Genomic DNA, 26109 nt, shown 5'->3' on the forward strand with positions numbered 1-26109 from the left:
TTCCCCTCCAACAATGGTGACCCCCGTATTCAAGAACAGGTGGCAAACGCTTTAGTTCGTTAACACGTTATCAGAGTATCATCATAACATACCGCAGGATACTCGTCGAGAGGAATCAGCGGATTCTTAGCCTTATAAAAATGGAAAACTTGTGACGAAAATTTGACCTGTGTTTTATAATGTAAAACCTTACCTTGACATGATACCTTATCCGTTTTATCATTTCCTAGTATTCTTATATACTTTTATTTATTTTAAAAATTCAACAACAATAGAATGAAAATCAGCTTGATAGACAGGAGAAATATAGTCCCATGTACATTTTAAAACGTCTTTTCACGATGCTCATTACGTTATGGATTATCGTCACTTTAACGTTTATTATCATGCACATCATTCCGGGTGATCCGTTCTCGAACGATTCCAAGACCATTCCGGAGGCTGTATTACAAAACATGCGTGCCAGGTACAATCTGGACAAGCCGCTCGCTGTGCAGTATGTATTGTATCTCAAAAATCTGCTCGTGCTGGATATGGGTCCGTCTATTCAATCGAAAACAACCGACGTAAATATGCTTATCGCCAGAGGCTTTCCACCTTCTGCACTGCTGGGTATTCAATCCATCGTGGTTGCGATTATAGCCGGTATTTCACTCGGAACATTGGCTGCTTTACACCATAATCGACCACTGGATTATATTTCAATGTTTATCGCCATTGTGGGTATTTCCGTCCCCAGCTTCATATTAGCGCCATTGTTAATCAAGTATGTTGCCGTCAAATGGCATCTGCTTCCGGTCGCCTCATGGGGAACCTGGCAGCACACGGTGCTTCCATCGCTAGCTCTCGCTGTTTCACCTCTTGCTGTTATCGCCCGTTTTATGCGGACAAGTATGCTGGAAGTCATGCATGAGGAATACATACGCACCGCCAAAGCGAAAGGGTTGTCCTCTTGGGCAATAGTCATTCGTCACGGACTACGCAATGCATTAATTCCGGTGCTGTCCTTTATCGGACCGCTATTCGCTTCTGTGATTACAGGTACCTTTGTCGTCGAAAAAATATTCGCCATTCCCGGCATCGGTAAATATTTCGTAGACAGTATCTTTAACCGGGATTATCCAGTCATTATGGGTACAACCATTTTCTACAGTGCCATTCTGGTCGTTACCTTATTTCTAATTGATATATCCTATCGCCTTGTCGATCCGCGAATCAAATTAGTCAGCAAAGGAGATTAACATGAAAGCAGCACCTACTGTCGAAAAGGACAGTCTGTTTAGTCTTGTAGACCGCAGCCAGATACCCACCCCCACGTTGACCAGACCCCAAGAGTCACCATGGCGGGATCGGCTTCGCAGACTTTTTAACAACAAGCTTGCTCTGTTGGGGTTTTCTCTACTTATCATTATTATTGTGCTAGCGATTGTCGGACCTTCCATGGTTCCTTATGCACCCAGTGATCAATCCCTTTTGAAAACGAACCTCTCTCCTTCGAAAGAGCATTGGTTTGGCACGGATGATCTGGGGAGGGACGTATGGGCACGGACATGGGCCGGAGCTAGAATTTCACTTATGATTGGCTTTGCTGCTGCTGCCATTGATTTGTTGCTTGGCATTCTCGTCGGCTGTGTAGCTGGTTATTGTGCGGGACATGGTAAAACGGGCGACCGAATCGACAATGTCCTGATGCGCATTATTGAAATTTTGTACAGCATTCCTTATCTACTGGTCATCATTCTGCTGCTCGTCATTATGAAACCCGGCCTGCTCACGATGATTATTGCTTTATCAATTACCGGATGGGTCGGCATGGCTCGGGTGGTACGTGGGCAAATCCTACAGCTCAAGCAGCAGGAATATGTGCTGGCCGCCCGCAGCTTGGGGACATCTCATTCACGCATTATTTTCAGGCATCTGCTGCCGAATGCAGCGGCTATCATAATCGTGAACCTGACGTTCACTATCCCGTCGGCTATCTTTGCCGAATCGTTCCTGAGTTTTCTCGGTCTGGGGATTCAGTCACCTTCAGCAAGCTGGGGAACAATGGCCAACGACTCGCTCGGCGTTATTTTAAGCGGTCAATGGTGGCGCTTATTCTTCCCCGGTCTGATGATATCGCTCACCATGCTGGCGTTCAACACACTTGGAGACGGGCTTCAGGATGCACTTGACCCGCGTTCACAGCATTAACAACACAGATATCCAAATTGGACAAGGAGGGGTGTCACCATGATCCGCAGCTTCTCGCCTAACCGCAGAAAAAACGGCAGTTCCTTTATGGAAGTGCGCACACGCGGCATACCTGCCGGAAAGGAGGTTGAATAAATCCCGGCTGATCGTTTAACTAACCATAATAATGGAGGAAAACCACGATGAAAAAAATGCATTGGATGACGATCATCTTACTTTTAGCCGTAACGGCTTTGGCAGGATGCTCTGGCACTGCAGACAAGACAGCAAGCAACGACTCGTCCGCTGCGTCTCAAGCAGATGTCCCGCAAGAAATTACAGCCAATCTGGCAGGTGGCGAGCCTTATACGCTGGACCCTGCTTTCGCATCAGATACAACGTCCTATTTTGTCATTGATAACCTGTATGAAGGGCTGTATACATACGACAAAGCCGGTAAAATCGTAGAAGGTGCTGCCAGCAAAGTAGACGTGTCTCCTGACGGCAAAACATACACCTTTACCATTCGTGACGGCGCAAAATGGTCGAATGGTGACCCGCTGACTGCTAAGGATTTTGAATACTCCTGGAAACGAGTCCTGAATCCGAAAACGGCTGCCTACGATCCTTCTGCCCTCTACTATATCAAAGGTGCCGAAGCGTACAACACAGGCAAAGGTAAAATTGAAGATGTAGGTGTTACAGCTAAAGATGATAAAACGCTTGTCGTTGAGCTAAAATCACCGCTGAGCTTCTTCCCAACGATTGCTGTCGGTCACGCCTATTTACCCGTGAACCAAGCTGTTGTGGAGAAAAGCGACAAATGGGCAGCAGAAGCTAACACGATTGTCGGCAACGGCGCGTATGTAGCCAAGGAATGGAAACATAACGAGCAAATTACGCTGACGAAAAACGATCAATACTGGAACAAAGATGCCATTACAATGGCAACGATTAACTTTAAAATGGTTCAAGACTCCACAACCTATTATCAAATGTACAAAACAGGCGATCTGGATCTGATCTTGAGCCTCCCTGTGGATACACTGGATCAGGAAAAGAGCAGCAAGGAATTCCTGTCGCACCCATCCTTCAGTGTGTACACGTATTCTTTCAACGTAAAACAAAAGCCGTTTGACAATAAAAAAATCAGACAGGCCATTGCCTACGCCATTGACCGTGAAGCACTGGCTACCAACGTAGCCAAAGGTGGCGAAACTCCTGCATACGGCTATGTTCCATACGGAACGACAACACCGTCTGGCAAAGACTTCCGTGATGAAGCGCCGAAAAAATACTATGAGTTTGATGCAGCAAAAGCAAAACAATTGCTGGCTGAAGGACTGAAAGAAGAAGGTTTGACCAAGCTGCCACCGATCACCTTCAAGTACAACACGTCGGACAAGCATAAAAAAGTAGCTGAAGCCATTCAAGAAATGCTAAAAACGAACCTGGGCGTTGAAGTGACGCTGGAGAATCAGGAATGGAAAACATACATTGATACCTTTAAACAAAAGAACTTCCAGATCGCCCGTATGGGCTGGGAAGGAAACTTCCTTGATCCGCTTGGCGTATTGGGACACTATACTTCCAAAAATTCGAACAACTTTACCAACTGGAGCAACCCGGAGTATGACAAGCTGATCGAATCCTCAACCTTTGAGCTTGATCCGGCAAAACGCTTTGAACAGCTTCATCAGGCAGAAGACGTATTGATGGAAGATCTGCCGATTATTCCGATCCAGTTCTCTGCGGATACCGCATTAATCAGCCCTAAAATTCAAGGCATCGTATTTGACGCTCGTTCGAACCCAGATCTACGTTTTGCAAAACGGGTCGAAAAATAATGATTTCACGTTTCGGGATCACTGCCCTGATTGTCGGTACCTTAGGATTTTCATACGCCGCACCCCATCTCATGTATGGTCGTGAAAACCTGGCTACCGCAAATCTGCTATTTCTGTTAGGATTGCTGGGCTTGGTGATTGGTGCGATCTTCCATGTTCTGCAAAGTGGCTTTCTCACCCTCTTTCTGCGGGGATTTGCCGACATCGGGCAGTTGTTCATTCGTCAATCCAAGGCATTACAGGAAGAAAATGAACGTTTGCGTTCCGATGAATCTCTGTTAGCCTGGAAAACATCCATGTTCCGCCAGCTCAAGGTATATACTTCGGGGTGCGGGACGGGACTTTTACTTTGCTCGATAGTATTAATGGGGATGAGTTAAGGAAATGAGAAGCTTTCTTGCGGTTGGTGGACGCTGCGCGTGCAGATTGTTCTTCCGAACGCTTCGCTTCTCCAGAACAATTCTGCCCGCTCCGCTAGCAACCGCCAATAGAGCTTCTACATGTTTTAGTGATTGGTAAAATGAAAAGAGAGAGTTCCGCAAAGCGTTTGCTAGCAGAGCTCTCTCTTTTTTCATTTTTTATATTAACTTTGAAAAGTTTCTCATAGTACAAGACTTATTAGCCTTAATAAATATGCTTTTCCTTCGCTTCTTGCAGCCATGACGGGAACTCGTTAAGTAATAGTTCGTACAGTTGATTGTCTTCCATAGATTCGATATCTTGTATTTGAAAGAAATTGGCGTTATCTACCACACGACCTTCTATGTTGTCGAGCTTTTTTAATACGCCAAAATCGGATTCACCCACACCGATAAATTGCCAGAAAATTGGCTCTCCTGATGAATCAATGACTGCGTTGTCAATATTGTCCCCTTTGCCACGCTTCACACCGCCATCATTAATAAAAATAACAAAAGCCGGATCTGAAGAGGGTTCTTCCTTGGTGTACTTGGCGATGACATCGCGCATCACTGGAGGCTCATCATTTCGACCAAACTTGGGCAAATAATCATTGGACAAAATATGTTTTTCAACATAGTTGTCAACGTCATTTTCGGTAACGGATGGCAACCGTGAAAAACGGTGATCATACACCCATACATCCAGTACACCATCATCATCCAAAGAACTTGCTACCGCAACAATTCGCTCCAACACTTTTTGAACGGTACCATTTTTGTACAAACTTCTCATAGATCCTGAAATATCGAGCACTAATCCAACTCTCGCGGTCACATTCGTTAGATTCTTTTTAGTCAGTACCAATTGCGCATTCTTTTTAAGTAAAGAAATACCGCTCATGTTCCCCACGCTCCTCTATGATGTTTTCACTAGTCCATCTAATCTACCATCTGCGTCGTCGCTCGTCGCCACTTAGGGGGAAGTCGCTCAATTCTCCAAGTTGGTCATGTGCAGCCTTATAAATGCGGAGGATAGCTTGCACCTTGTTAAAATCATTGTCTTCCGGTCCGAATCCTTCCATATACATCCTTTGGATGATGTTTTGGAAAAAATCGATACGTTCGCGGACAGAATCCTGCTCGATTTGCAGCACATCTTCAAAGCTGTGTGTCTCAGCAAATTCAGACAGCTCATCAAATTCCTGTTCCTGATATCGCTCTCCCCGAGTTTCGGGATTGAGGTCAATAGAGGTACGCAGGGTTGACAATAAAATATTTTCGCGTGCCAGCATGACATGAAAATCTTTGTTCTTAAACAGATCTGTAACGATCAGACGGCACATTTCCTTGTTCTGCAACAGAATCCCATCAAAGGGATGTAGCGTCCACACACCGTAATTAAAAAATAAATTAAAATTGAAGCTGCTGCTCCCATACTGATATACAATGTTGATTTTCGATTCATCGATGATTTCAAATGAAAATTCCAGCATGCATTCTCCTTTGGGATTCCAATATTTAACTCTATCCTATCAGAAAATGCATGATTTTCAATAAAAAATTTTATTTCACAGTTTCATTTAACTCCACAATAGAGTCTGCTTTTTCGCTACTGGCAGCCACGAGTAAAAAGACAATCACACACCCTAAAATAAAGGACATCATACGCTCATTCTCTCCTTTGTCATTTCACTTTTTAAGAGTTTATGCACGAGAATGCTATATATGTTCATCATGTCCTTTATTGTCCGCTGCCAAACCAAAGAAAGACGCCCTTGGGACTCGCCCTGGTATTATCCCCTTCTAGTAGACAAGAGAGAAAAGACATCTGTTAAGATGGACTTAATCTTGTTGAACGGAGGGGATTTTTCATGGCTAAAAAGGGACAATCATTCCGGCAATACTCCTTAGATGTAAAGATGGAGGCAGTCCGGTTGGTGAACGAAGAACATATGAGTATTCGTGAAGTGACGAAACAATTGGACATTCGTAATAAATCCCAAGTGCAAAGCTGGGTGATGAAACATCGAGCGGGGGAGAACCTCCAGCCAACGACCACAAGGCAGGGACGACCCAAAACGAAATTTTCCAGTATGGAAGAGGAGATGGCGTATCTACGGGCGGAGATTGAATATTTAAAAAAGCAGTATCCAAATCTACACAAGGAGTGACGAGGAAAGAAGCGAGGTTTGAAATTATTGAGGGAATGCGGACACGATATTCGTTGAAATGGTTACTTGAATTAGCCCATGTTTCTCGGGCAGGATATTATAAATGGAGAAAGAATCAGCAAACAACCCAGCAGCGTAAGCAAGAAGAAGAGCTTCTGGAATCGCATATGTTGTCGATCCACCGGATCCATCCCTATTTTGGTTATCTCCGGATGACCGTTGCTTTACGTAGAGAAGGTATCTTGGTCAATCACAAAAAGGTGTACCGCCTAATGAAGAAATTAGGGATCCGTTCCGTCATTCGAAAGAAGCGGCGCTTTTTTGGCAAACAGGCATCTGTGGTAAATGCCAACCGATTAGATCGACAATTTCAGGCAGATTCTCCTTTATCCAAGCTGGTTACCGATATTACATACATACGAGCTGGAGAGCGGTTTGTATATCTCTCTGTCATTCAAGATCTGTTTAACAATGAAATCGTGGCTTGGCGTCTTTCGGAACGAAATGACCTTGCTCTAGTTAGCGAGACGCTAGACGTTCTAAGTAAGAACGTGAACATGGAGGGTGTCATTCTCCATTCAGACCAGGGTTTTCAGTATACCTCCAAGCCGTTTAACCGCAAACTTAAGCGGCTTGGAATACTTGGGAGCCATTCAAGGCGTGGAAATTGCCTAGACAATGCCTGTATAGAATCCTTCTTCTCCCATCTTAAAACAGAGAAGATTTATTTAACGAAACCCGGAACCCTAGCGGAGGTAGAACAACACGTACGGGAGTACATTTCTTTTTATAATGAAAATAGATTTCAGAAAAAATTAAACAACCGTTCCCCGATTGAATACCGAGAAACGGTTGCTGCTTAAAGATGTCTTTTTAGTTCTGTCTACTTGACAGGGGTATGACCAATGAGCGGGTTTTTTCATAGATTATTATATTATTGTATATTAGCTATCAGTTCAAAAACGAACTTAGACCCTCAGAAGAATGGTTATCCTTCAGTGGTTTGGATTGTTCTTTCCCTTCGATGCCCAAACGTTGGCTAAGGTTGGCATTGATTGCTGTCATTTTACTTGTATAATCATGGCAGCTTTCAATAATCCGACGGTTTGATTTTTCAGACAGATCCAAAGCAGATACCAAATCGCCAATCGCCTGATTCACAGCTTCCAATGACATCGATGGCTTGCTAAGCAGATCTGTCGTTCTTTCGGTCGTCGTTTTGAGAAGCTTTGCATTTTCCTTGAATTGATCCTCAATCGTACGGTTAGTCGCATCAACGGCTGAAATAATTTTATCTTGATCGGCCAGTGCCATCGCGATCATAGCCGATACGGTGATTAGATTCGATGTTTTATCAATCGCATTATTGACAGAATCAATCAGTTTATCATTGTTATCATTAATAATATCCGTTGCTGCAATGGCCTGATTGTATAACAGGATCATTTCAGTCATCGACTGTGTACGAGTAACTACTTTGCGCAATCCCCGTTCCAGATGAGGCTTGCGATTTTCATTTTCCGGCTTGGCAATCTCGGCTTCGAACAGCTCTTTCAAGCGATTACCAAAGGCAATCTTCGTCTGCAAATTGTAGATTTCTTCAATGGAAGCCTTCTTCAACTGTCTCATGCTGACGATGTTTTCTTCCAAATTATCCTTGCCATCTCTCAAGGCAGTAATGATTTTTTCGATGTTGGTCTTCACCGACTGATACTTATAAATGTAGTTTTTCAACGGACTTTTACGCAGGAGCTTGCCAAAAAAACCTACATCTTTACTCTGCTGAAGCGTTTCGCATTCATCTCGGAGTTTTAAGATCATATTCGAGACCTCAGCCCGATCACCGGACATGAGGTCGTTTACCGGACGATCCAACATTTTAAGGGTTTGTCCCGCCCGTTCCTGCGTTTTAACCCCCAGCTTACCAATGTCATCCATTAAGGTATCCAGACTCATAACATCGCTTTGCGATACCTTTTGAATCAGCTGCGAAGCCTCCTCAGTCACCTTTTGTTCATCTTCTTTTCTCAATTCAGCCCATGGGGTCGCCATCATGCTAACCTCCTATTCTGAAAACAACTGTTGCTGAGAGCTAATAGTTATTGTTCAGAGCAGCTATGCTGCTGATTTTTATTCTTTAAAGTAACCTACAGTTCGGAACTGCTGTATCGCTGGTGAATAAGCTCTGCTTTGCTCTGTAATTCCATCAGATCCTTATGCTCCACCGTGGATACAATCACAGATATTTTGCTATCCACATCTCGCAATCCGTTTAGTAGCGTCCTCCGGTTGGTCCGTTTCGCATCGCCACTAAGCCGAAGAAATGGGTTAATCAGTCCGTTCAAGTCCTTCAAAATCAATCTCCGAACCGTGTGATTCACTTCACTGTTGTTCAATTCATGCAAAAGCGGGATGACCCGCTGCAAACGTGCAAATAGAGCCAGCGCCTTCTCGACAATCTCGTTATCTAGCGCATCTTTCTGTCCCTCGGAGATCACCATATCCTCCAGTACCTCCAAATACTCCATCACCTGAGCAAATTCACTGCTCACCTGACCTGGTTGACGTACTTGTCCTGTTATAGACTCCGGTCGAACGGCATCTTCCTTTTCATGCTGCTGTGTCTCACCGACCTGCTCCTGCACCACCGGAATCACGGAACCAGTCAGATTAGGTCGAGGATGGCGAACAGCCATGATAAGGCTATATCCTCCCAGACCAATGATCGGAATCGCCAAACACACAAACAACGGCAACCAAGAACTTAGTAAAAGCGCAATCAGGTAGCTGACCACAGCAATCGTGGCACCCCACATTTTAGAAGTCATAGCTTGTACCTCCTGACGTAAACCCTTACCATATTGTAGAAAACAATATTTGCCTATGTCAATGTAAGGATTGGCGTATCGTGATCGGCTGCTCGATATGACTAGCTAGAATGTCGTATTGCGGGTGTAGTGAACCGATTTCATGACCCAAAGCCGATTTCACCGCCAGGTAAGGGAAATTGATACCTGACAAGCATGATACATGAAGACCTCCCGACATCCGTGGATTGATCTCTAATAGCTTAGCCCGCTCGCCGTTATATTTCACTTGAATGTTATAATTGTACGGAATGTGATACGCCTCAGCGACCTTCTCTGCCACCTTCAACAGTTCAGAATGCTGCTCCAGTAGCCGTAATCGCCCTCCTGCCTTCCTACGCGGAACTGCTGCTAACAATTTTCCCTTTCGGTCAGCCAAGCAGTCGATACTGTATTCGTATCCCTCCAGCAGTTCCATCACCATCAAATTGGGAAACGTCTCTGTGGAAGACAATACGCGATAGGCCTCCTCGAACGAAATATGATTCAGCGCATGACCGAACAGTTCCTCCAGTGGATTGCGTTCATTATCGATGATACGAAAGCCCATTCCGCCTTCTGCATTACATGGCTTGAAGCATACCTTGTGCCCAAGCGCTATTAATGACTCATACGCCTGTCTAAACTGCTCGGCATTACTGGCAATGGCATAATCGGGAATGGTGACAATATCTTTTTGACGAATGGATTCATAAAATAGGTCCTTCTCCATCAATTGCTCCAGCAGTTCGGTATCCCGGCACACCATTACTTCTGTACCAATATCGTCGAACAAATAAAGATGCTTGCTAATATCGAGCATATTCCACCGTGGAATAAAGACATCAATTTCATGTCGCCTGCAAAAATCAGCACAAAACTGTGCATACTCGACACCGCTCGTGCGCGGCTCTACTTCAGCTACATCACTGGCCTGTAGTGCCATGTGCTGCGGGTCCGAATGTGTGGCATAGATCTCGAACGGAATACCGTCCTCATTGTTACGAATAGCGTTCATATAATGATACACCACCGAAAACCAGCGGTTAAAATACACTTTGACCTTCTTCACAGCGCCACGTCCCCTACTATTTTAATCATGAAGTACGAGCCGCTGATATGCTCCCGTGCACTTCATAGACATATTCCATAATTTCATCTGCTGCATAAACCCCCGACACTTCCGTAAATCGGTAGTTGACCTCTAGCTTATCCCGCAGCTGTTCCCGATACAATTCACCATGACGCGGGGCAATCGCATAGTCGGCATAATCCAGCAGACAACGGTCCAGTAAAGAGTCACCGGATGCAACCACAGCTCCCCCATTGGTAAGGTTACGGATATGCTCCACAGCTGTCTGTTTATTCACGGCCGCAGGCACCAGATATACTTTACGGCCTTGAATGGATACCTCCCAGCCCATTTCATGCATCATCCGCGCCTTCTCCAGCACCTGTTCCAGCGGCATACGGTCCCTTTCAATCACGAAAGCATAAAATAGTTCATCGCAAAAACGTTCGCTTACGACCCAGTCCTCATGCAGCACCTGTCCGAACACCTGACGTGCTTCTTCCGCATGAGCACCATCGCGGCGTACTTGTTCGTGAATACGCCGATTCCACTCTCGGTCCACCTCGCCTCCGACGATGATGTTTCCGCCGTTACTCGTCACGGCATATGCGGGAACCAGCTCCGTCTGAAACACGGTGATTCGTCTATACTGTTCCATGGTCCGAGTCGTCACAGGCATAAACATGACATCTGCCGGTAGTGTCTTGAGCCATTGCAAAGCTTGTGCAGAAATAAAGGCCGACGTCGCCCCTTCGATCTGTTCCGCAGGCAGCAGACCAGAGGACTCCAGTGGCACGCCAAGCGAACGTTTGGAATAAATCAGTGTCTGATCCAGATCACTTGCGTAGATCATTCTTGTCCCCCTTTAAGCGGCTTGATGATCCCGCAACAGGAATAGGTCAATCCTTTAAATACCTCTACAGGCACTCCACGATCCTTGGCCAGCAGCATAATATGCTGAAGATTCGGATTATCTTCACGGTCAATCAGAATTTTCCACGGCACCCTGCGGAGCAATACGCGAGTCGTCTCTCCTACTCCCGGCTTGACCAGATTGATATCCCGAATACCAAATGCTTGCTGAATCGCCTCAATATCCCGTAAGCCCTGCCACGTCACGACAGGCGGATTCAATGTCATCTGTTCCGCATGTGCAACCGCCGTTTCAGCCACGGATTGAAAGTAACCGGATACTGTATCCACAAACGTATTGGATTGATCCACTGAACGCCAGGATTCATAAAATTTAGCCCCATGAAAATCGTCCGCACCTATCAGATCGTCCCGAAGTACCGTCCGGCTCATCAGTCCTGATACCGTTGAATTCAGACAAGCGCTCGGGATCAAATAATCTTCTCGTGTACCAAAGGTCTCCGAACAGCTGCCCGGATCGGCTAGCACCGCCAGATCATCATTTAGGCGCAGCCCGTAATCTGCATTCATTTCACGGCAGGCCTCGATCAACACCTGACGAATGGCGCCTTTCCCCGTCCAGCCATCGACAAACTGAAGTTCAATCCCCAGTCCATGCTGCTGTAGAATGTACAAAATAGCATTCCGGTCAATACCTTTGCCACGAATAATAGAAATACTGTAATGCGGCAAGGATACGCCATACTTCCAGTCAATATAACGCTTGATCAGGATGCCAATGGGCGTTCCCGCTCTGGCAAGAGAAACAATCGCCGTGTTCAGACCTCTTTTTCTCACAATCATCTCAGCCACAGAAGCTGCCGCTAATGCAACCTTTTGGGCAGATTGGGCAAGCGTTTCGTGAAACAATCCAATATACTCTGCTGTGGGCTGGTATTCCACAGGCAGCATTTCTGAATAATGGACTCCAGACTGTATCGCCTCTTCCCGATCCTCTGTCCCTTTTTCCAACGCAACCCGGCTCAAATCCTTCAATAAAAAAGTGACATCCGAGGCAGGATAACTGCCTAGCGGTACGGGCGGATGAATGTTCTTCTGCTGTATTTGCTCCATGAGTGCTTGCTTCATATCCGCGCTCCTTTACTCTCCTGCTTAGTTAAACTGTTAAAATAAACGACATGCACTTTATCACAGCCCAGACCGCTTAATGCATCCAGCATGGGCTTCATTCGCTCTGGGTCCGACTCTCTTTCCAGCAAAACGAATATTTCGTCATACTGACCGGGCTCTACATTATAAATAAAATTGCGTACCGTACTGTCCTCAGGCGAGGGATAGGTCACACCACAAGCGACGCCATACTCTTCTTCCCGGTGGGGATACACCGGGCTGCGTGTCGTCGATTGGTAATAAACATCCGGGCCTAACTCCGCAGCAATGCGCATAGGAATGTACATGAATTCACCCGTACCCATTACCAGTGTGCGTTGCCCTGAACGAAGTTGGTTCAGTCGTTCAGCTGTACGCGTGATTTCTGCATCCAGCGCTGGGTTATCAGCGGATTGTAGACCAAAACGACCTGTATATTTAAGATAAGGAGTTGTATTGGCATACCCGTCGGTTGATAGGGAGCTATGTGATACTCGCTCAAAAGCGGAAGCATCCTTTTCAAGACAGTGGTCAACTACTGAAAAATCTTTGTTAATCTCTATGGTGCTAGTGGCTGCATGCTCAGCGTTTCCAGTCTGTCCGGCATATTCTGTGTGGTCCAGTATCGGTGCTCCCTGTATTTCTATCTTTCCTTTGAGTAAACTTAGAGGTGTAATCCTAATACCTAGCTCTGCTTCCAGATCGGCAAAAGCCTGCTCATCGCTGTCTGTCCGCCAGTCCAATAACGAAGCTATCACATATTGTTTGCGCGGAAAATGCTCCTGAATATCCCGTATAATATTAAGCGTTGTTTTTCCTGTCGTAATCTCATCATCTACCAGCACAATGGGTCCATCTCCGGCAAAAGCATCCTCATTCAGTGCATAACAACGATGATCAACAGCGTGCGAATGCTCTTCTTCAAACCGAATAATAGGCCGAAGGCCCGGAATATCCTCGCGTGTCGTATGAATATATGTAGCACCGTCATCAAATAACCGATACATGCTGTGCCCCAGTGCTGTAGCCGTCTCGGCAAAACCTACAAACTTGATTGGCTCTGGAAAAGCAAAAGACAAACGTTCATCCATCAGCTTTTCATAGGCCTCTTTCGCATAATTCGAATCAAGAAGTCCTCTCACGGCCTCTCTAATCAGTTTATCCATCTGTTGTCCTGACTGTGGGACAAGCTCTTTATATAGCAGGATTGCCAGTGCTGCCCCACTTAACAGAGAGGTGTATGGATTTACCGGAATATGCTTGCCCAGCACCTTGCTGACAAACAAAAACGAACGCTTTTTGTTGACCCGTGCCGCCATCGCAAACAGCTTGTCCACAGGAAGACGGAATGGATTATGAGTCTCCGTAATTTTAACGCTGAACTGCTCCAGAATTGGCAGCAGATGTGTTTTCGTGGTTGGGTAAGAGACTGACAAAATGTTGTTGTTCATGTAACACCCCGTATACTTTAGATCTATTTATAATACGATAAGCCCAATTCAAATGAGGCTTAATTTCATTCATTTTGTTGGCATAGGTGCTCTTGAATACACCCAGACTACCGTCGTTACGTTCAACAATCTCAAGTGCATCCATATACTCTTCATGGGTCACCGCATACATGGCCTGTACCGGCTTAATGTGGGACGGATGAATAATCGTTTTGCCAATAATCCCATTCTCTTTATCCATCATAACTTCGCGAATCAGCCCATCCACTGCATCTGAGATGAAGTCCATTCGCAAGTAGCGCCCCGGCTTCCCAAATGCGTCTTCAAAAGGCGACACTCTTAATTGAGGTTTAAAGATACGTTCCCGGTGAGAGAAATATTCCCATACAGGACCGGAAATGACATAGTCCGAGTCCACGCGTCCGAACAAGTTAATAATATCTGCGATGCAGTCCCGAATGACGGCAATCTCATAAATCGTAATATCCGGGCTGCGTCTCAGCCCATACAGACTGGAGAAATCAGTAGCCCCAATTCGTACATTCAGCACATATTCCTGAACCTCGTCCAAAATTTCTTTAATCGCCAGCAGCTCTTTCCAACGGGTTTCCCGATAAATAATTTTAGAGCTTTCAAGAATCGGCAATCCATACAACACAGGCGTGCGGCTTGCGTCTCCTGCCCCTGTATGCATAGTCCGGTTATATTCAGCAATGAGTGCAAAATACGCCCGTCCATTATCAGAGGAGAACTTGGGGAGGACAAAGCCCGTAAGCAGCTCCAGGGTTTCTCCCAAACTGTTCAGCAGTCGTTCCAGCTGTTCCACAGATCGCACACGTACAAACAGCAAAGGTAATTGCTGTTCACTCATCATCCCTGTCCGTACATAGGACAATAGTTGAAGTAGTTGCTGTGCCAGCGATTCTTCAGCCTGTCCGACCTGCTGATCCCCTATAGCATCCTCCAAATCCAGAATGACCGTTGTTAGTCCTTCATGCTTTCCATTCTTGATCTCTTCCGCTACTTCCAAGCGAGTCGCCGGCATGTACAAAGCCGCTCCTATGGCATAAGCCAATATACTTTTGGGTGAACGGTTATGAAACTCCATCGGTGGAGTACAAAAGATCGCTTCTACTTCCTCAGAGGTTAAATCATTAAAATATTTCAGGGCCCTTCCCCTCCTCTTGCTCTTTCTTGCCTGACTGAAGCCCTGTGCCTCGGGTATAAAAGAAATCCCCCCTTAGTTTCAGGAGGGATTTCGCTATACTTTGTACATTAAGCCTCTTTGTCGGCCTTTTTCTTTCTTTTCGCCGAGCTAAGAATCATTGTGCCTACAAAGACGGCAATCAAAATGCCGAAGAATAATACTTGCGACATGTGAAAGCCAAAAGCAGCAGCCAGCATTTTACCCCCGATAATGGCGATCATAATAAAGGCTGTCTGTTCCAGTTCCGGAAATTTATCAATGAGCTTGAGGAACACTTGTGCAACACCACGCATCATCAGAACGCCGAGTATACCACCCAGGAACAGAACCCATACTTTCTCGCTCACACCAAAAGCGGCAATAACGCTGTCAATACTGAAGGCAATATCCATCAGTTCGACCATTAATACGGTTTTCCAGAAAGAAGTAGGTTTGTTTTTCACTTCTCCATCACCCTCGGACTTGAATAAGCCCTTATAAGCGATATAGAGCAGATAAGCCGCACCCAGTACCTTAATCAGCGTGAACTTAATCAGGAATGTACCCAAGCCGATGGCCAGGAATCTGAAAATATACGCACCTAAAATCCCGTAAAATAAGGCTCTCTTTTGCTGCTCCTTCGGTAAATGCTTAACCATAACTGCGAGAACCAAGGCGTTATCCGCCGACAAAAGACCTTCCAGCAAAATGAGAGTTCCAATAATCCCCCAACTCACCGGGTCAGTAAGCGTACCTACCACATCACTCCATGAAAAGAAATGGCCGTAGTTCTCGCTGATATTTTTAAATAAATCATTCAACATGAAAAGAGTGCCTCCGATAATTCAATTTATTTACTCCCCTGCGTCCAGCGCATGCCCCAGTTATATGCCTGATCCATTTCACGATGACCGCCATAAAACTGTACGAGTCTCTCAATACTAAACGTTTCATCGTTCACATTTTGGATCATTGCAATCGCACACATCCCTTTGCGATTGTCATGTTCATTCATATGAACGATAATGTCTGGCCCGTCCTTCTGGTACAGCGTGACTACCCCGTCTGCTTGTGACCAGTTCGTGACTCCTTCATAAATGAAGGTAAACACCAAAATTCGCTTAATTTCAGAAATTTTGGCACCGTTAATACGAAGATTCTCCCCTGTTTTCACAGAGCCTGTACGGTCGTCACCATCCAGAGCAATGTACGGGAAGCGATTCAGAGAACCGAAAACTTCCCCAAGCGCCTGAACGACACCTTTATCCCCGTTCTTCATCTCATACAAGCAGCCCAGGTCCAGATCGACACCCTTGGAGCCACGACTGAAAAAGCCCTTACTCTGCTGTACCTGATTCCAGTTCAGATTGATTAGGATTTCACCTAATCCGCCTGAGCCTTTTTTCAGGTTAATGGTGTCGCCCTTTTTCTTCAGCTCAATTTTCCGCAGATTCAGATTCACCGGAGTTGCAGATGGCTCTGGCTTTGGAACAGGAGGTGCAGGTGGCGGTGTTGGTGCTGGCCGAGGCGCTGGAGGTGGTGTAGGCCCTGGCGCCGGAGGAGCCGGATTATTTTCCACTTCAATGCCGAAATTTTCACACAACGCATCCAATCCACCGGAAAAGCCTGCGCCTATCGCGTTAAACTTCCATTCACCGTTATGGCGGTACAGCTCGCCTATCACAATGGCCGTCTCGACTGTAAAGCCACTATCCAAATTAAATCGTAAAACCTCTCCATTAACCGGATGAACAAAACGTATAAATCCGCCTTGAACCTGTCCAAAATTTTGCCGTTTCTGATCCGCATCATAAATGGTCAGCGTAAACGCAATCTTCTCGATATGGGAAGGTATTCTGGTTAGCTCCAGCGAAAACTGTTTCTTGTCACCAAACTGTTGTCCATCTGAATAGGTGATAAAGGGTGTGGTCGGATTATTGTAGAAGATCAGATCCTCATCGCCCGATACCTTCCCTCCAGGGCCTAACAAAAATGCAGAAGTATCGAGTTCCAGAGCCGCTGAGGACTCCCAACCGATCCCTATGTTGACATGGCTCAGGCCCGGATTCGTTTTGGTCAAATCCACCTTCTGTCCTTTTACTACGATAACAGCCATGATTGTGTCACCTTTCTGTCCGTTTGTCGTGTTCAGCGTACGTTCTTCAATGGCTTAAAAAGAAAGGGGTAGCGCCCCTTTGGACACCACCCCAAGTGGATATTATTGAGCGTCCAAGCCATAGTTTTTAGCAAGCGCACCCAATCCACCAGCAAAGCCACTACCGATAGCCTGGAATTTCCAGTCCGCATTGTGACGGTAAAATTCACAGAATACCACAGCTGTTTCGGTGGAGAAATCTTCTCCCAAATCGTAGCGCAACACTTCACGATCCGTTGCCGCATCTACCACCCGTACAAAAGCATTGGACACTTGTCCAAAGTTTTGCGCACGGGCCTCATAGTCATAAATCGTAACTGTAATACCGATACGATGGATGTTTGCAGGAATCTTTGCAAAATCAATAATAATTTGCTCGTCATCCCCGTCGCCCTCACCTGTGCGATTATCGCCTGTATGAGTAACAGCACCCGCACCACCTGTCGGGTTATTGTAGAATACAAAATCGTCAGCTGCCTTCGCTTTACCGTCCTCATATAGCAGGAAAGCCGAAGCATCCAAGTCAAATTCAGCGCCGCCACTGTATTTATTGGTATCCCAGCCAAGACCTACGACCACACGAGTCAAGCCTGGATTTGTTTTGGTCAGATCAATCCGTTGTCCTTTCGAAAGACTAATCGTCATACTGCGTACCTGCCTTCTTCGTGTAGATTTTTTTAAGCTAAGCCGTAATCGCGTGTCAACCCTGCAAGACCATCCTGGTAGCCGCTACCAATGGCATTGAACTTCCACTCACCGCTATGGCGATACAGCTCGCCTACCACAACGCCTGTTTCGATCGAGAAATCTTCTCCCAAATCAAAGCGAACCAATTCTTCGTTGTTTGCTTCATTTACAATACGCGCATAAGCACGGGACACTTGTCCAAAGTTTTGGCTGCGTTCTTGTGCATCATAGATCGTAATCGTAAAAGCGATCTTTTCTACGTTAGCAGGTACATTGCTCAGATCAACTTTAATTTGCTCGTCATCTCCGTCACCTTCACCTGTGCGGTTATCTCCGGTATGAACGACAGAACCGTTCTCGTTTTGTGGATTATTAAAGAAAACGAAGTTCTTTTCCGTTTCTACTTTGCCGTCCGCATTCGCCAGAAATACGGATACGTCCAAGTCAAAATCCTTACCACCATCGTACTTATTGGTGTCCCAGCCGAGACCAACCATAATTTTGGACAAACCTGGGTTTGTTTTCGTCAAATCAATTTTTTGACCTTTAGATAAGTTAATTGCCATGAGTAAGTACCCCGTTTCTCATTAGTTTTGTATGAGCAACCTAAATTACATGTAACGCTCAGCCAGCACATCAATATGTACGGCATGGGTGCCTGCACCGATTGCAGCAAACTTCCATTCGTCATTGTGGCGATAGAGCTCCCCGCAGATCAGCGCAGTCATTCCCTCAAAAGTATCAGATAAATTAAACGTCACCAGTTCCTTGGAGTTGGCACCGTCCAGAATGCGGATATACGCTTTCTCGATCATGCCGAAATCCTGTTTCCGGTTTACGCAATCATATATATTCACAACAACAAGCACTTTATCGACATTGGCCGGAATCCGTGCCAGGTCAATCATAATTTGTTCATCATCGCCGTCACCTTGTCCGGTCAGATTATCACCGGAATGCACGACTGAGCCGCACGGGCTTTTTTTATTATGGAAGCATACTACATTGTCAGACTGAGTTAGTTTCCCGTTAGCATCCAGCAAAATGGCAGAAGCATCACAATCAATATTGGGTTGCTTCTTGAAGCCAAAAAATCCTTTGGACTGCACTGGGTCCCATCCCAATCCGGCTATAACCTTGGTTAGTCCTGTGTTTCCCTTGGTTAAATCAATTTTCTGGCCCTTGACCAGATTAATTACAGCCACTGATTAACACACCTCCCTTCCGTAAAATTTACAGACTAAATTCAGATGGGTTCAAACCAAGAGCGCCACAAATCTCAGCAACAATCCGTTGCTCATTGGCATCAAAGTCACCGTCAGCTGCACCAATTGCACTGCATACGCCGACGACAAGTCGACCTACTTCAGGCTTGCCTTTCAATTTACCAATCGCTTTCAATGCTTCCTGTTTGCCGATTTCAGGTGAAAATTCAAAGTTCGCTACATAGTGATTGAAACGGTTGATGACCTCACCCATATCAAACACTTTCAATTCTTCACTAATATTTATGTATCCGGCCATTTTTGTTTTCTCTTCCGGACTAATAGTACCGTCGGCAAATGCTACTAATGCACAACCTGCAACAACAGCTTCCATAAAATCTTTATTCTTAAATTTCTTAACCTGGTCTCCAAGTCCTTTTTTAGTTGTATTCAACCAATTTTTAAATGTACTCATATTTCCCTCCACAATTACGTATTTGGGTATAATCTATCCTAGTTAATTTCTTCCTTTACTATAACCTGAATTACGATCTTATTCTACAATAATATACAAAAATGCGGTAAATCTGATCTACCTTTTATAGGTATCCTCTCTATCTTTAGCCCTATTTTCTGTCGAAAGTATCCCTTCCATTATCCCCCATTAGATAGTGCAATTGCAAGTTTGTAGAATGCTAGACTTCTATGGATATGCAACAAAATACAATTGCTGTTCTACATATACGGTTTTGCTAAGGTAAACGTTGCGCATACTTGCGGATCAACAGCATACAAAAATAGCGTCGACCAAATTTAGGACGACGCTATTTTCACTTCAATCTATTAGGTTCGGTGGTACTATAGCTACTCTTTTAATTCCGAAGCTGAAAAACTCTGTCTAATGCAGGATATCTCTTTCACGTTGTTTAAACAAGTGACATATGCTGGTGTCTACATATCTTGCTTTTATTAAGAGTCTGTAAGCAACTCTGTTTTAGCTTTTTCAATTGCTTCGTCACGACTCTGCACTTGCATTTTTGAGTAAATGGTCGAAATGTAGTTTCGAACAGTTCCTTCAGACAAGTGAACCTTGCTTGCAATTGCTTTGTAACGGTGTCCTTCAGTTAAACAATGTAGAATTTCCAACTCCCGCTCTGTCAGTCCATAAGGATTCTTCATCGTCCCCGTCATTTGCTGAAACAGTGTACCTGCTACTTCTTGGGTTATCATCGTTCCTCCGTGATGCACTAGCCGTATCGTATTAGCCAGCTCTCTTGGATCAATTGTTTTTAGTACATAACCTTCAGCACCCAAAGCAAGTGATTTCGTAGCATACGAAATGTCATCAAAGGTTGTGATCATAATTACACGTATGTTAGGCCAGCTTTCTTTAATTAACTTCGTCGCAGTAATACCGTCCATCTGGGGCATATGTACATCCATTAATACAACGTCTGGCGGATCGCTGGCACATCGATCTACAGCAACGTCTCCGTCTTCTGCCGTTTGAATTCGAAAATCAGGTTCGTTTTTGAGCAACAGGCCTAAACTGTCCCGAATGAGTAATTGATCATCCACCAGCAATACCTTGATCTTTGGATTACTAACATCTGTATCCTGAAGTAATGGTATAGAACAGGTCACAATCGTTCCTTCGCCTTCTTTGGAATGAAGGTATAGCTTGCCTTGAAGGGACGAAAGCCGCTCTTTCATTCCTGAAAGACCAAACCCGAACTTAATTTCGTCACTTCCCTTCCCATTGTCCTGCACCTGCAAAATGATCTGGTTATGGTCGTAGTGAAGAAGCACCTGAATAGAATTGGCATGCCCATGTCGGCTGGCATTAGTCAATAATTCTTGTAAACAGCGGTACAAGGTCAGTTTTGACTGTTTTAGTACAGGAAGCGGCTCCCCCATCGTTCTGAACACAACACGAATGGCAGTATTTTTTTTGAATTCATTAATTATATTGAGCAAGGATAAATCCAAAGAGGGATCTTCCTCCATAGGGTCCATCTGATGAACTTGCTTTCGGATATCTTCGAGCCCTATTCGACCAAGTTGAAGAACAGATTGCAATCTTTCAATCCCCTCTTCAGAAGAGATATAAGGACGTAATGTTTCCATACTTAAGATAATGGAAGTGAATGTATGACCAATCGAGTCATGAAGCTCGCGTGACATGCGATATCTTTCTTCCAATAGTGTCATCTGTTCAACCTGAGTTGAATACTGCTCAAGAGTCTGATACTGCTTTTTTATTAATTCGAGTTTTTGTTTGATCCGATCTATAGAACGAAATGCCATTTGTAATCCGAAACCAATACCGTATACAAACGAAGCATCCACTAGGTTCTGGAATACGTCCTCTATCGTCCAATGAAACGCCCCTCTTCCTCCCAGACAAAACATCAACAACGCAAGAGGAAAAGTTACCGCATGTGAACGGCCGCGGCTATAAAACGCAATCGTAAAAACAGCTGGCAAAAATAGCCGGACAAGCTCATATTGATGAGCAAATAGCAAAGAAATTCCACCCACTAGAAATACTTCAGCCAACAAATACCAGAGATAATGGCTTCGATCAATGAACAAAGGTAGTGAATAGCAAACGAGAACAGTGATAAATACAACAGTGAAAGGGAAAGATGGGCGGTCTTGATACGATAGCAAAACAAAGCAAATCAACCACAAGATTCGGAATACAGCAACAATCCATTCCTGCCAAGACCAGCGCATATTGCATCCAAACATGTAAGTACCCCATTCTTCTTAAATTAAGGTAATTTTTTCAATCTTTTCACATCATAACAAGGTCATGACATTTTGTCACTAGGGAGTATGACTGCACTCCTGATACTTTATAGACAATCAAACTGCTGGCGAGGAGGGAATCGTTGTTGTCACTATTACAGATTCGTAATTTAAGTAAAAAGATTGGGAGGAGAACCATTGTTGAAGGATTATCCTTGGATGTGAAGGCGGGAGAAATCATGGGTCTTGTTGGCCCAAATGGAGCGGGCAAGACGACCACTATTCGAATGATCGTAGGTTTAAGTTCAAAATCAGGAGGCCAGGTATTTATCCACGGCCAAGATATCGATCGCTCCTTCGAAAAGGCAATGAGACATGTAGGGGTTATCGTCGAAAATCCAGATCTGTACAAATATCTATCCGGCTATGACAATCTGATTCATTTCTCAAGAATGTCTCCAGGGGTTTCTTCGGAACGTATTCAGGAAGTAATCTCGCTCGTTGGACTTGAGGACAGCATTGATAAGAAAGTGGGAACTTATTCTCTTGGCATGAAGCAGCGACTGGGATTAGCCGTTGTACTGGCCCATAAACCTTCCTTACTTGTGCTTGACGAGCCTACCAATGGTTTAGACCCAGCAGGAATAAGAGAGCTTCGGGAACATTTAATCAATCTGTCTCAAAAAGAAGGCGTTGGTGTTCTTATTTCTAGCCATCTTATGGCTGAAATGGAACTGATGTGTGATCAGGTAGCGATTTTAAATAAGGGAAAACTGATTGGTATCCATAATGTAGCTGAGATGATGGATAATCGGCTTGCTCCTGTTCGGTTTGAAGTAGATAGACCCGAATTGGCTCTTCCGGTATTCCAGTCCATGCTGGCGGGGAAAGAAATTATTGCAGATCAACAAACTCTACAAGTTGACATTACAAAGGATCAAATTCCGGGTATTACAAAAAAACTTATGGATACGGGGGTGAACATATACAGCGTTCAGATCACGAAACAGACACTAGAGGATAAATTTATTGAAATCACAGGGGGAATTGAAAAGTGATTCAGTTAATTCGCAATGAAAACATGAAGATTTATAAGCGTAAACGCACCTGGTTTATCATCATACTGCTTATTTTGTATGTATTAATCCAGATGGCCAATTTAAAAAGTTCTGGTATGACTGAGTACAATGAAGGCTGGAAAACACTTTTACAGCATGAAAATTCGAAGCTAACGAGAGATGCAGCAAAGTCAGACGCTCTACCCATTGAGAAAAAAATGGCAGCAGAAAAAATTTTGATGAATCAGTATTATTTGGACCATAACATCGCTCCTCAATCCAATGCTTGGAGTTTTACAGTGAGTCAATCCAGAAATTTAATTGTAGGTATCTCTCTTTTAGCTCTTATCGTGGCTGGCGATATTGTTGCCTCTGAGTTTTCTGCCGGTACAATCAAATTTTTACTGACACGTTCAGCTACACGCTCGAAAATTTATTTTTCTAAATATATTGCAACTCTCTTGTTTGGGATATTTTTGGTTCTGCTCACTTTTCTGGCTGCCATATTTTTCGGCGGTTTAATGTTTGGCTTTAAGGGGATCGGCGATCCCTACTTATTCGTCAAGGATCAAACCATTCAGCAGGCAGATATGATTCAAGCCTTGTTAGGTGGGTTTTTATTTAATATACCTTTTATGGTTATCGTGTTGACATTTGCATTTATGATTTCTGCAGCATTTCGCAGTGTTACATTTTCTATTGTATTCTCTATGCTGGCAGCTATAGCAGGATTCGTCTTGAGTATCACCATGAATGGATGGCCTTGGACAAAATATTTTGTGTTTTCCAGCACAGATCTCAATCCTTATTTTTTTGGAACAACACCAGTGGAAGGCATGACCCTGGGCTTCTCACTGTTCCTTCTTCTACTTCATCTGGTCGCTATGCATCTCGTTTCATATCCTATTTTTACAAAACGGGATGTAATCTAAATCTATACTAACTATTCTGAAATGGAGTGATTGAAATGAAATGGCTCACTACTTTAGTGATGATCTCAATGTTACTGTTAACTGCGGCCTGTTCATCCAAACCTGCAACATCTTTAAACAAGGAACTTGAACTATCATCTGCCGGTATTTCCAGCTTAGTTTTAGATAATAGCAACGGTCAAATTGAAGTTGTCGGAAAAAACAATACAGATAAAATACAAGCCAGTGTCGTTGCTAATGGCAGCAACATGGATAAGCTAAAATTAAGTCTGGAGGGAAAAGATGGTGTAGCTACGCTTAATACTTTTTTCGAAGGCCAATTCATGTCAACAGGTCCCCAAACAGTTGATGTCAAGCTCACCATTCCGGAACAAATGAAACTAGAAATTAAACATCCGCATAGAGATGGAGATATTCAAGTAACGAATTTAGCCTCGGATGTAAGTATTGAAAATGTGAATGGTAATATCACACTTAAAGAAATCGGTGGAGCCATTGATTTAACCAACAGAGATGGGGGAATTACTATTCAAAATAGCTCATCCGACGTCAATATTGAGAATGTAAACGGACATATTCAAGCAGATAAAATAGGGGGTACTGCATATATTGAGTTAGGTGACGGCTCTCTGGATATTGATCAAGTTGCAAAAGATGTTGTCATTATTCAGAGCGGCAATGGAAAAGTAAGCATCGGTGATGTGAAGGGGAAAGTAACTCAAAGCAAAAAATAACTGAAAGACCAAAAGGCCAACTTAAGTTGGCCTTTCCATTAACATCAGGTCCTTCAATCACATCATAAGCAGAAATTCAGTTTATAATGCTGATACCCGTTCTTTTTCACCTACGCTATTAAGGACTGGTTCGGCATTTTGACTGAAAAAGTTACGTAATTCTTTGTTCTTATGAGCCATGATACCCATCACCAGAGCAACTATTCCTGAAGCTAGAGGAAGGTATACCCAATGGATTCTATCCAATAGTATTCCGTACAACCCGATTCCGAGCGGAGTTGCTAGCATAGTGATCGAGCTGATTACACCAAACACCCCGGCTCTGATATGTTCTGGAGTATATAGTTGCACATAAGATATCATGGGGACATTGCTCATCGAATTAAAAAATCCGGTGACTGCCAAAATCATAATGAAGATGAACGTCATCTGTATCAGGCTTCCTGCTGTTGAGGGAAACAACAATGGGAAACACCATGTCAAGAATAAGATGGCTTGAAGCTGAAACAGGATAAATATTTTGGTAATAACAAATTGATGTACTTTCCGACGTGAAACCACAATGGCTCCTGCAATGACTCCTACGAACCAGGCTCCTTGAATAACAGACAGTTGCTGAGCTGAAAGTTGAAGTTCCTGATAAGTCACATACGGCAGTACAACCTGGATTAACGGAGCGAGCATAAAATTGATGCCAACAAAGATGACCAGTAAATACATGATGGCTTTTTGCTTGTTTATATACGCAAACACGTCTTTTACGCTGTCTAAATAACTTGATGATACCGTTTGTTCATCAGATTTTCTGAATTGTAACCATAGTTGCATTAATCCAGCCGAAATAAATGTTATTCCGTTAATCATCACAATCGTTTCCAAGCCCCAAGCTCGATAAGTAATTGCACCCAGGATCGGGCCAAGTACATTTATGATTGCTCCTATGCTTTGATAGGAAGAGTTTGCGCTATGAACTTTTTCTCTTTCCACTAAGTTAGGAATTGACGCATTCAGCGTTAGGAACGTAAATGATTGAATTAAGCTTAATATAACGGAAAACACAGCAAGCAACATAACATTGGTTGAGTCCAACAAGAAAATGGGTAAAAAGATTAGTAGCGCTATGCCGCTTAATATTTCGGTTATGACAAGCACTTTTTTCTTATTACTCCGGTCTATAACTACACCTGCAAAAATATTGACAAATACTCCGGGCAGAATGGACAAGCCTAACACCATTGAAAATACAGTGGCCGATCCGGTGATGTCCAAAATATATAGACTTAAAGCAAACTTAAAAATCGAACTTCCTAGCTCGGATATAAGCCTGGTCACAGAAAAAATAAATAGATTCCGGCGAGCATAAAACGAGAATTCCTTTGGCTGATTCATGAGATCCCCCTATTCGGTTAGGGCAAG

The 26109-nt window shown here is 44.1% G+C and carries 25 protein-coding genes; 8 read left to right on the top strand and 17 right to left on the bottom strand.

What is annotated here, in order from left to right:
- Window positions 1–314: 314 nt before the first annotated feature.
- From C0638_RS02885 to C0638_RS02900, 4 genes are all read left to right on the top strand, one after another.
- The gene (locus tag C0638_RS02885; protein ID WP_013369634.1) at window positions 315–1241 is read left to right on the top strand and encodes an ABC transporter permease; all 927 of its coding nucleotides are present in this window, start codon (window positions 315–317) and stop codon (window positions 1239–1241) included.
- 1 nt (window position 1242) lies between these two features.
- Window positions 1243–2193, top strand: coding sequence for an ABC transporter permease (locus tag C0638_RS02890; RefSeq protein WP_025676164.1), 951 nt, complete (start codon window positions 1243–1245; stop codon window positions 2191–2193).
- A gap of 182 nt (window positions 2194–2375) precedes the next feature.
- On the top strand, window positions 2376–4019 hold the full coding sequence (locus C0638_RS02895; protein WP_058712442.1) for a peptide ABC transporter substrate-binding protein: 1644 nt from the start codon (window positions 2376–2378) through the stop codon (window positions 4017–4019).
- The gene (locus C0638_RS02900; protein WP_058712443.1) at window positions 4019–4399 is read left to right on the top strand and encodes a DUF3899 domain-containing protein; all 381 of its coding nucleotides are present in this window, start codon (window positions 4019–4021) and stop codon (window positions 4397–4399) included. Before C0638_RS02895 ends, C0638_RS02900 begins: the two co-directional genes overlap by 1 nt.
- Window positions 4400–4643: 244 nt before the next feature.
- Here the strand turns inward: C0638_RS02900 and C0638_RS02905 are convergent, their stop codons facing one another.
- Together C0638_RS02905 and C0638_RS02910 are read right to left on the bottom strand one after the other, a co-directional pair.
- Window positions 4644–5321 (bottom strand): vWA domain-containing protein, encoded by a 678-nt coding sequence (locus tag C0638_RS02905; RefSeq protein WP_025676162.1) that lies wholly within the window; start codon window positions 5319–5321, stop codon window positions 4644–4646.
- A gap of 43 nt (window positions 5322–5364) precedes the next feature.
- Entirely contained in the window at window positions 5365–5913 is a 549-nt protein-coding gene (locus C0638_RS02910) for a hypothetical protein (protein ID WP_013369629.1), read from the bottom strand.
- 378 nt (window positions 5914–6291) lie between these two features.
- On the opposite strand from C0638_RS02910, the gene C0638_RS02915 reads away from it, so the two are divergent.
- Window positions 6292–7454 (top strand): IS3 family transposase gene (locus tag C0638_RS02915; protein WP_412534807.1). Its coding sequence is split into 2 segments (ribosomal slippage): window positions 6292–6556 and window positions 6556–7454, totalling 1164 coding nucleotides; the frame shifts between segments, so codons are not numbered across the junction.
- Between the two features lie 88 nt (window positions 7455–7542).
- Here the strand turns inward: C0638_RS02915 and C0638_RS02920 are convergent.
- The 14 genes from C0638_RS02920 to C0638_RS02985 all read right to left on the bottom strand — a co-directional run bounded on the left by C0638_RS02920 (window position 7543) and on the right by C0638_RS02985 (window position 21969).
- The gene (locus C0638_RS02920) at window positions 7543–8643 is read right to left on the bottom strand and encodes a toxic anion resistance protein (protein WP_058711024.1); all 1101 of its coding nucleotides are present in this window, start codon (window positions 8641–8643) and stop codon (window positions 7543–7545) included.
- A 95-nt stretch (window positions 8644–8738) separates the two neighbouring features.
- On the bottom strand, window positions 8739–9419 hold the full coding sequence (locus tag C0638_RS02925; RefSeq protein ID WP_013369627.1) for a hypothetical protein: 681 nt from the start codon (window positions 9417–9419) through the stop codon (window positions 8739–8741).
- Window positions 9420–9477: 58 nt separating this feature from the next.
- A complete protein-coding gene (locus tag C0638_RS02930; protein WP_013369626.1) occupies window positions 9478–10509 on the bottom strand; it encodes an ATP-grasp domain-containing protein in 1032 nt (343 codons plus the stop codon).
- Window positions 10510–10534: 25 nt separating this feature from the next.
- Window positions 10535–11362, bottom strand: a complete 828-nt coding sequence (locus tag C0638_RS02935; RefSeq protein ID WP_025676159.1) for an HAD family hydrolase — start codon at window positions 11360–11362, stop codon at window positions 10535–10537.
- Complete coding sequence (locus C0638_RS02940) at window positions 11359–12510, bottom strand: cysteine protease StiP family protein (RefSeq protein WP_058711023.1); 1152 nt, start codon at window positions 12508–12510, stop codon at window positions 11359–11361. Before C0638_RS02940 ends, C0638_RS02935 begins: the two co-directional genes overlap by 4 nt.
- Complete coding sequence (locus C0638_RS02945; protein WP_040103775.1) at window positions 12507–13850, bottom strand: phosphoribosyltransferase family protein; 1344 nt, start codon at window positions 13848–13850, stop codon at window positions 12507–12509. The genes C0638_RS02940 and C0638_RS02945 overlap by 4 nt, the downstream gene beginning before the upstream one ends.
- Before the next feature lie 52 nt (window positions 13851–13902).
- The gene (locus tag C0638_RS02950; protein ID WP_040102024.1) at window positions 13903–15090 is read right to left on the bottom strand and encodes an HpcH/HpaI aldolase/citrate lyase family protein; all 1188 of its coding nucleotides are present in this window, start codon (window positions 15088–15090) and stop codon (window positions 13903–13905) included.
- Between the two features lie 167 nt (window positions 15091–15257).
- A complete protein-coding gene (locus tag C0638_RS02955; protein ID WP_013369621.1) occupies window positions 15258–15992 on the bottom strand; it encodes a TerC family protein in 735 nt (244 codons plus the stop codon).
- A 26-nt stretch (window positions 15993–16018) separates the two neighbouring features.
- Complete coding sequence (locus tag C0638_RS02960; RefSeq protein ID WP_040102025.1) at window positions 16019–17284, bottom strand: TerD family protein; 1266 nt, start codon at window positions 17282–17284, stop codon at window positions 16019–16021.
- A 102-nt stretch (window positions 17285–17386) separates the two neighbouring features.
- Window positions 17387–17968, bottom strand: a complete 582-nt coding sequence (locus C0638_RS02965) for a TerD family protein (protein WP_013369619.1) — start codon at window positions 17966–17968, stop codon at window positions 17387–17389.
- A 32-nt stretch (window positions 17969–18000) separates the two neighbouring features.
- On the bottom strand, window positions 18001–18576 hold the full coding sequence (locus C0638_RS02970) for a TerD family protein (protein ID WP_013369618.1): 576 nt from the start codon (window positions 18574–18576) through the stop codon (window positions 18001–18003).
- 45 nt (window positions 18577–18621) lie between these two features.
- Window positions 18622–19215 carry a TerD family protein gene (locus C0638_RS02975; RefSeq protein WP_058711022.1) on the bottom strand — a complete coding sequence of 198 codons (594 nt, stop codon included), beginning with the start codon at window positions 19213–19215 and terminating at the stop codon, window positions 18622–18624.
- Window positions 19216–19243: 28 nt separating this feature from the next.
- Window positions 19244–19690, bottom strand: a complete 447-nt coding sequence (locus C0638_RS02980; RefSeq protein WP_013369616.1) for a tellurite resistance TerB family protein — start codon at window positions 19688–19690, stop codon at window positions 19244–19246.
- 494 nt (window positions 19691–20184) lie between these two features.
- Complete coding sequence (locus C0638_RS02985) at window positions 20185–21969, bottom strand: hybrid sensor histidine kinase/response regulator transcription factor (RefSeq protein ID WP_058711021.1); 1785 nt, start codon at window positions 21967–21969, stop codon at window positions 20185–20187.
- 146 nt (window positions 21970–22115) lie between these two features.
- On the opposite strand from C0638_RS02985, the gene C0638_RS02990 reads away from it, so the two are divergent.
- Genes C0638_RS02990 through C0638_RS03000 form a run of 3 tightly spaced genes read left to right on the top strand, consistent with a single transcriptional unit; the run spans window position 22116 to window position 24693 of the window.
- Entirely contained in the window at window positions 22116–23027 is a 912-nt protein-coding gene (locus tag C0638_RS02990) for an ABC transporter ATP-binding protein (RefSeq protein ID WP_058711020.1), read from the top strand.
- The gene (locus C0638_RS02995) at window positions 23024–23959 is read left to right on the top strand and encodes an ABC transporter permease (RefSeq protein WP_016821476.1); all 936 of its coding nucleotides are present in this window, start codon (window positions 23024–23026) and stop codon (window positions 23957–23959) included. Before C0638_RS02990 ends, C0638_RS02995 begins: the two co-directional genes overlap by 4 nt.
- A gap of 35 nt (window positions 23960–23994) precedes the next feature.
- Window positions 23995–24693 carry a DUF4097 family beta strand repeat-containing protein gene (locus C0638_RS03000; protein WP_040102028.1) on the top strand — a complete coding sequence of 233 codons (699 nt, stop codon included), beginning with the start codon at window positions 23995–23997 and terminating at the stop codon, window positions 24691–24693.
- Window positions 24694–24774: 81 nt separating this feature from the next.
- Here C0638_RS03000 and C0638_RS03005 read toward each other — a convergent pair whose 3' ends face one another.
- Window positions 24775–26082, bottom strand: coding sequence for an MFS transporter (locus tag C0638_RS03005; RefSeq protein WP_058711019.1), 1308 nt, complete (start codon window positions 26080–26082; stop codon window positions 24775–24777).
- Window positions 26083–26109 lie beyond the last annotated feature (27 nt).

This window comes from Paenibacillus sp. lzh-N1, assembly GCF_002872435.1.
Taxonomy (GTDB): Bacteria; Bacillota; Bacilli; order Paenibacillales; family Paenibacillaceae; genus Paenibacillus; species Paenibacillus polymyxa_C.

What these genes read in the sequence shown, in the direction of transcription:
- C0638_RS02885 (WP_013369634.1), top strand. Translation starts at nt 315, where the DNA reads ATGTACATTTTAAAACGTCTTTTCACGATGCTCATTACGTTATGGATT.
- C0638_RS02890 (WP_025676164.1), top strand. Translation starts at nt 1,243, where the DNA reads ATGAAAGCAGCACCTACTGTCGAAAAGGACAGTCTGTTTAGTCTTGTA.
- C0638_RS02895 (WP_058712442.1), top strand. Translation starts at nt 2,376, where the DNA reads ATGAAAAAAATGCATTGGATGACGATCATCTTACTTTTAGCCGTAACG.
- C0638_RS02900 (WP_058712443.1), top strand. Translation starts at nt 4,019, where the DNA reads ATGATTTCACGTTTCGGGATCACTGCCCTGATTGTCGGTACCTTAGGA.
- C0638_RS02905 (WP_025676162.1), bottom strand. Translation starts at nt 5,321, where the DNA reads ATGAGCGGTATTTCTTTACTTAAAAAGAATGCGCAATTGGTACTGACT.
- C0638_RS02910 (WP_013369629.1), bottom strand. Translation starts at nt 5,913, where the DNA reads ATGCTGGAATTTTCATTTGAAATCATCGATGAATCGAAAATCAACATT.
- C0638_RS02920 (WP_058711024.1), bottom strand. Translation starts at nt 8,643, where the DNA reads ATGGCGACCCCATGGGCTGAATTGAGAAAAGAAGATGAACAAAAGGTG.
- C0638_RS02925 (WP_013369627.1), bottom strand. Translation starts at nt 9,419, where the DNA reads ATGACTTCTAAAATGTGGGGTGCCACGATTGCTGTGGTCAGCTACCTG.
- C0638_RS02935 (WP_025676159.1), bottom strand. Translation starts at nt 11,362, where the DNA reads ATGATCTACGCAAGTGATCTGGATCAGACACTGATTTATTCCAAACGT.
- C0638_RS02940 (WP_058711023.1), bottom strand. Translation starts at nt 12,510, where the DNA reads ATGAAGCAAGCACTCATGGAGCAAATACAGCAGAAGAACATTCATCCG.
- C0638_RS02945 (WP_040103775.1), bottom strand. Translation starts at nt 13,850, where the DNA reads ATGGCGGCACGGGTCAACAAAAAGCGTTCGTTTTTGTTTGTCAGCAAG.
- C0638_RS02950 (WP_040102024.1), bottom strand. Translation starts at nt 15,090, where the DNA reads ATGGAGTTTCATAACCGTTCACCCAAAAGTATATTGGCTTATGCCATA.
- C0638_RS02955 (WP_013369621.1), bottom strand. Translation starts at nt 15,992, where the DNA reads ATGTTGAATGATTTATTTAAAAATATCAGCGAGAACTACGGCCATTTC.
- C0638_RS02960 (WP_040102025.1), bottom strand. Translation starts at nt 17,284, where the DNA reads ATGGCTGTTATCGTAGTAAAAGGACAGAAGGTGGATTTGACCAAAACG.
- C0638_RS02965 (WP_013369619.1), bottom strand. Translation starts at nt 17,968, where the DNA reads ATGACGATTAGTCTTTCGAAAGGACAACGGATTGATCTGACCAAAACA.
- C0638_RS02970 (WP_013369618.1), bottom strand. Translation starts at nt 18,576, where the DNA reads ATGGCAATTAACTTATCTAAAGGTCAAAAAATTGATTTGACGAAAACA.
- C0638_RS02980 (WP_013369616.1), bottom strand. Translation starts at nt 19,690, where the DNA reads ATGAGTACATTTAAAAATTGGTTGAATACAACTAAAAAAGGACTTGGA.
- C0638_RS02985 (WP_058711021.1), bottom strand. Translation starts at nt 21,969, where the DNA reads ATGTTTGGATGCAATATGCGCTGGTCTTGGCAGGAATGGATTGTTGCT.
- C0638_RS03000 (WP_040102028.1), top strand. Translation starts at nt 23,995, where the DNA reads ATGAAATGGCTCACTACTTTAGTGATGATCTCAATGTTACTGTTAACT.
- C0638_RS03005 (WP_058711019.1), bottom strand. Translation starts at nt 26,082, where the DNA reads ATGAATCAGCCAAAGGAATTCTCGTTTTATGCTCGCCGGAATCTATTT.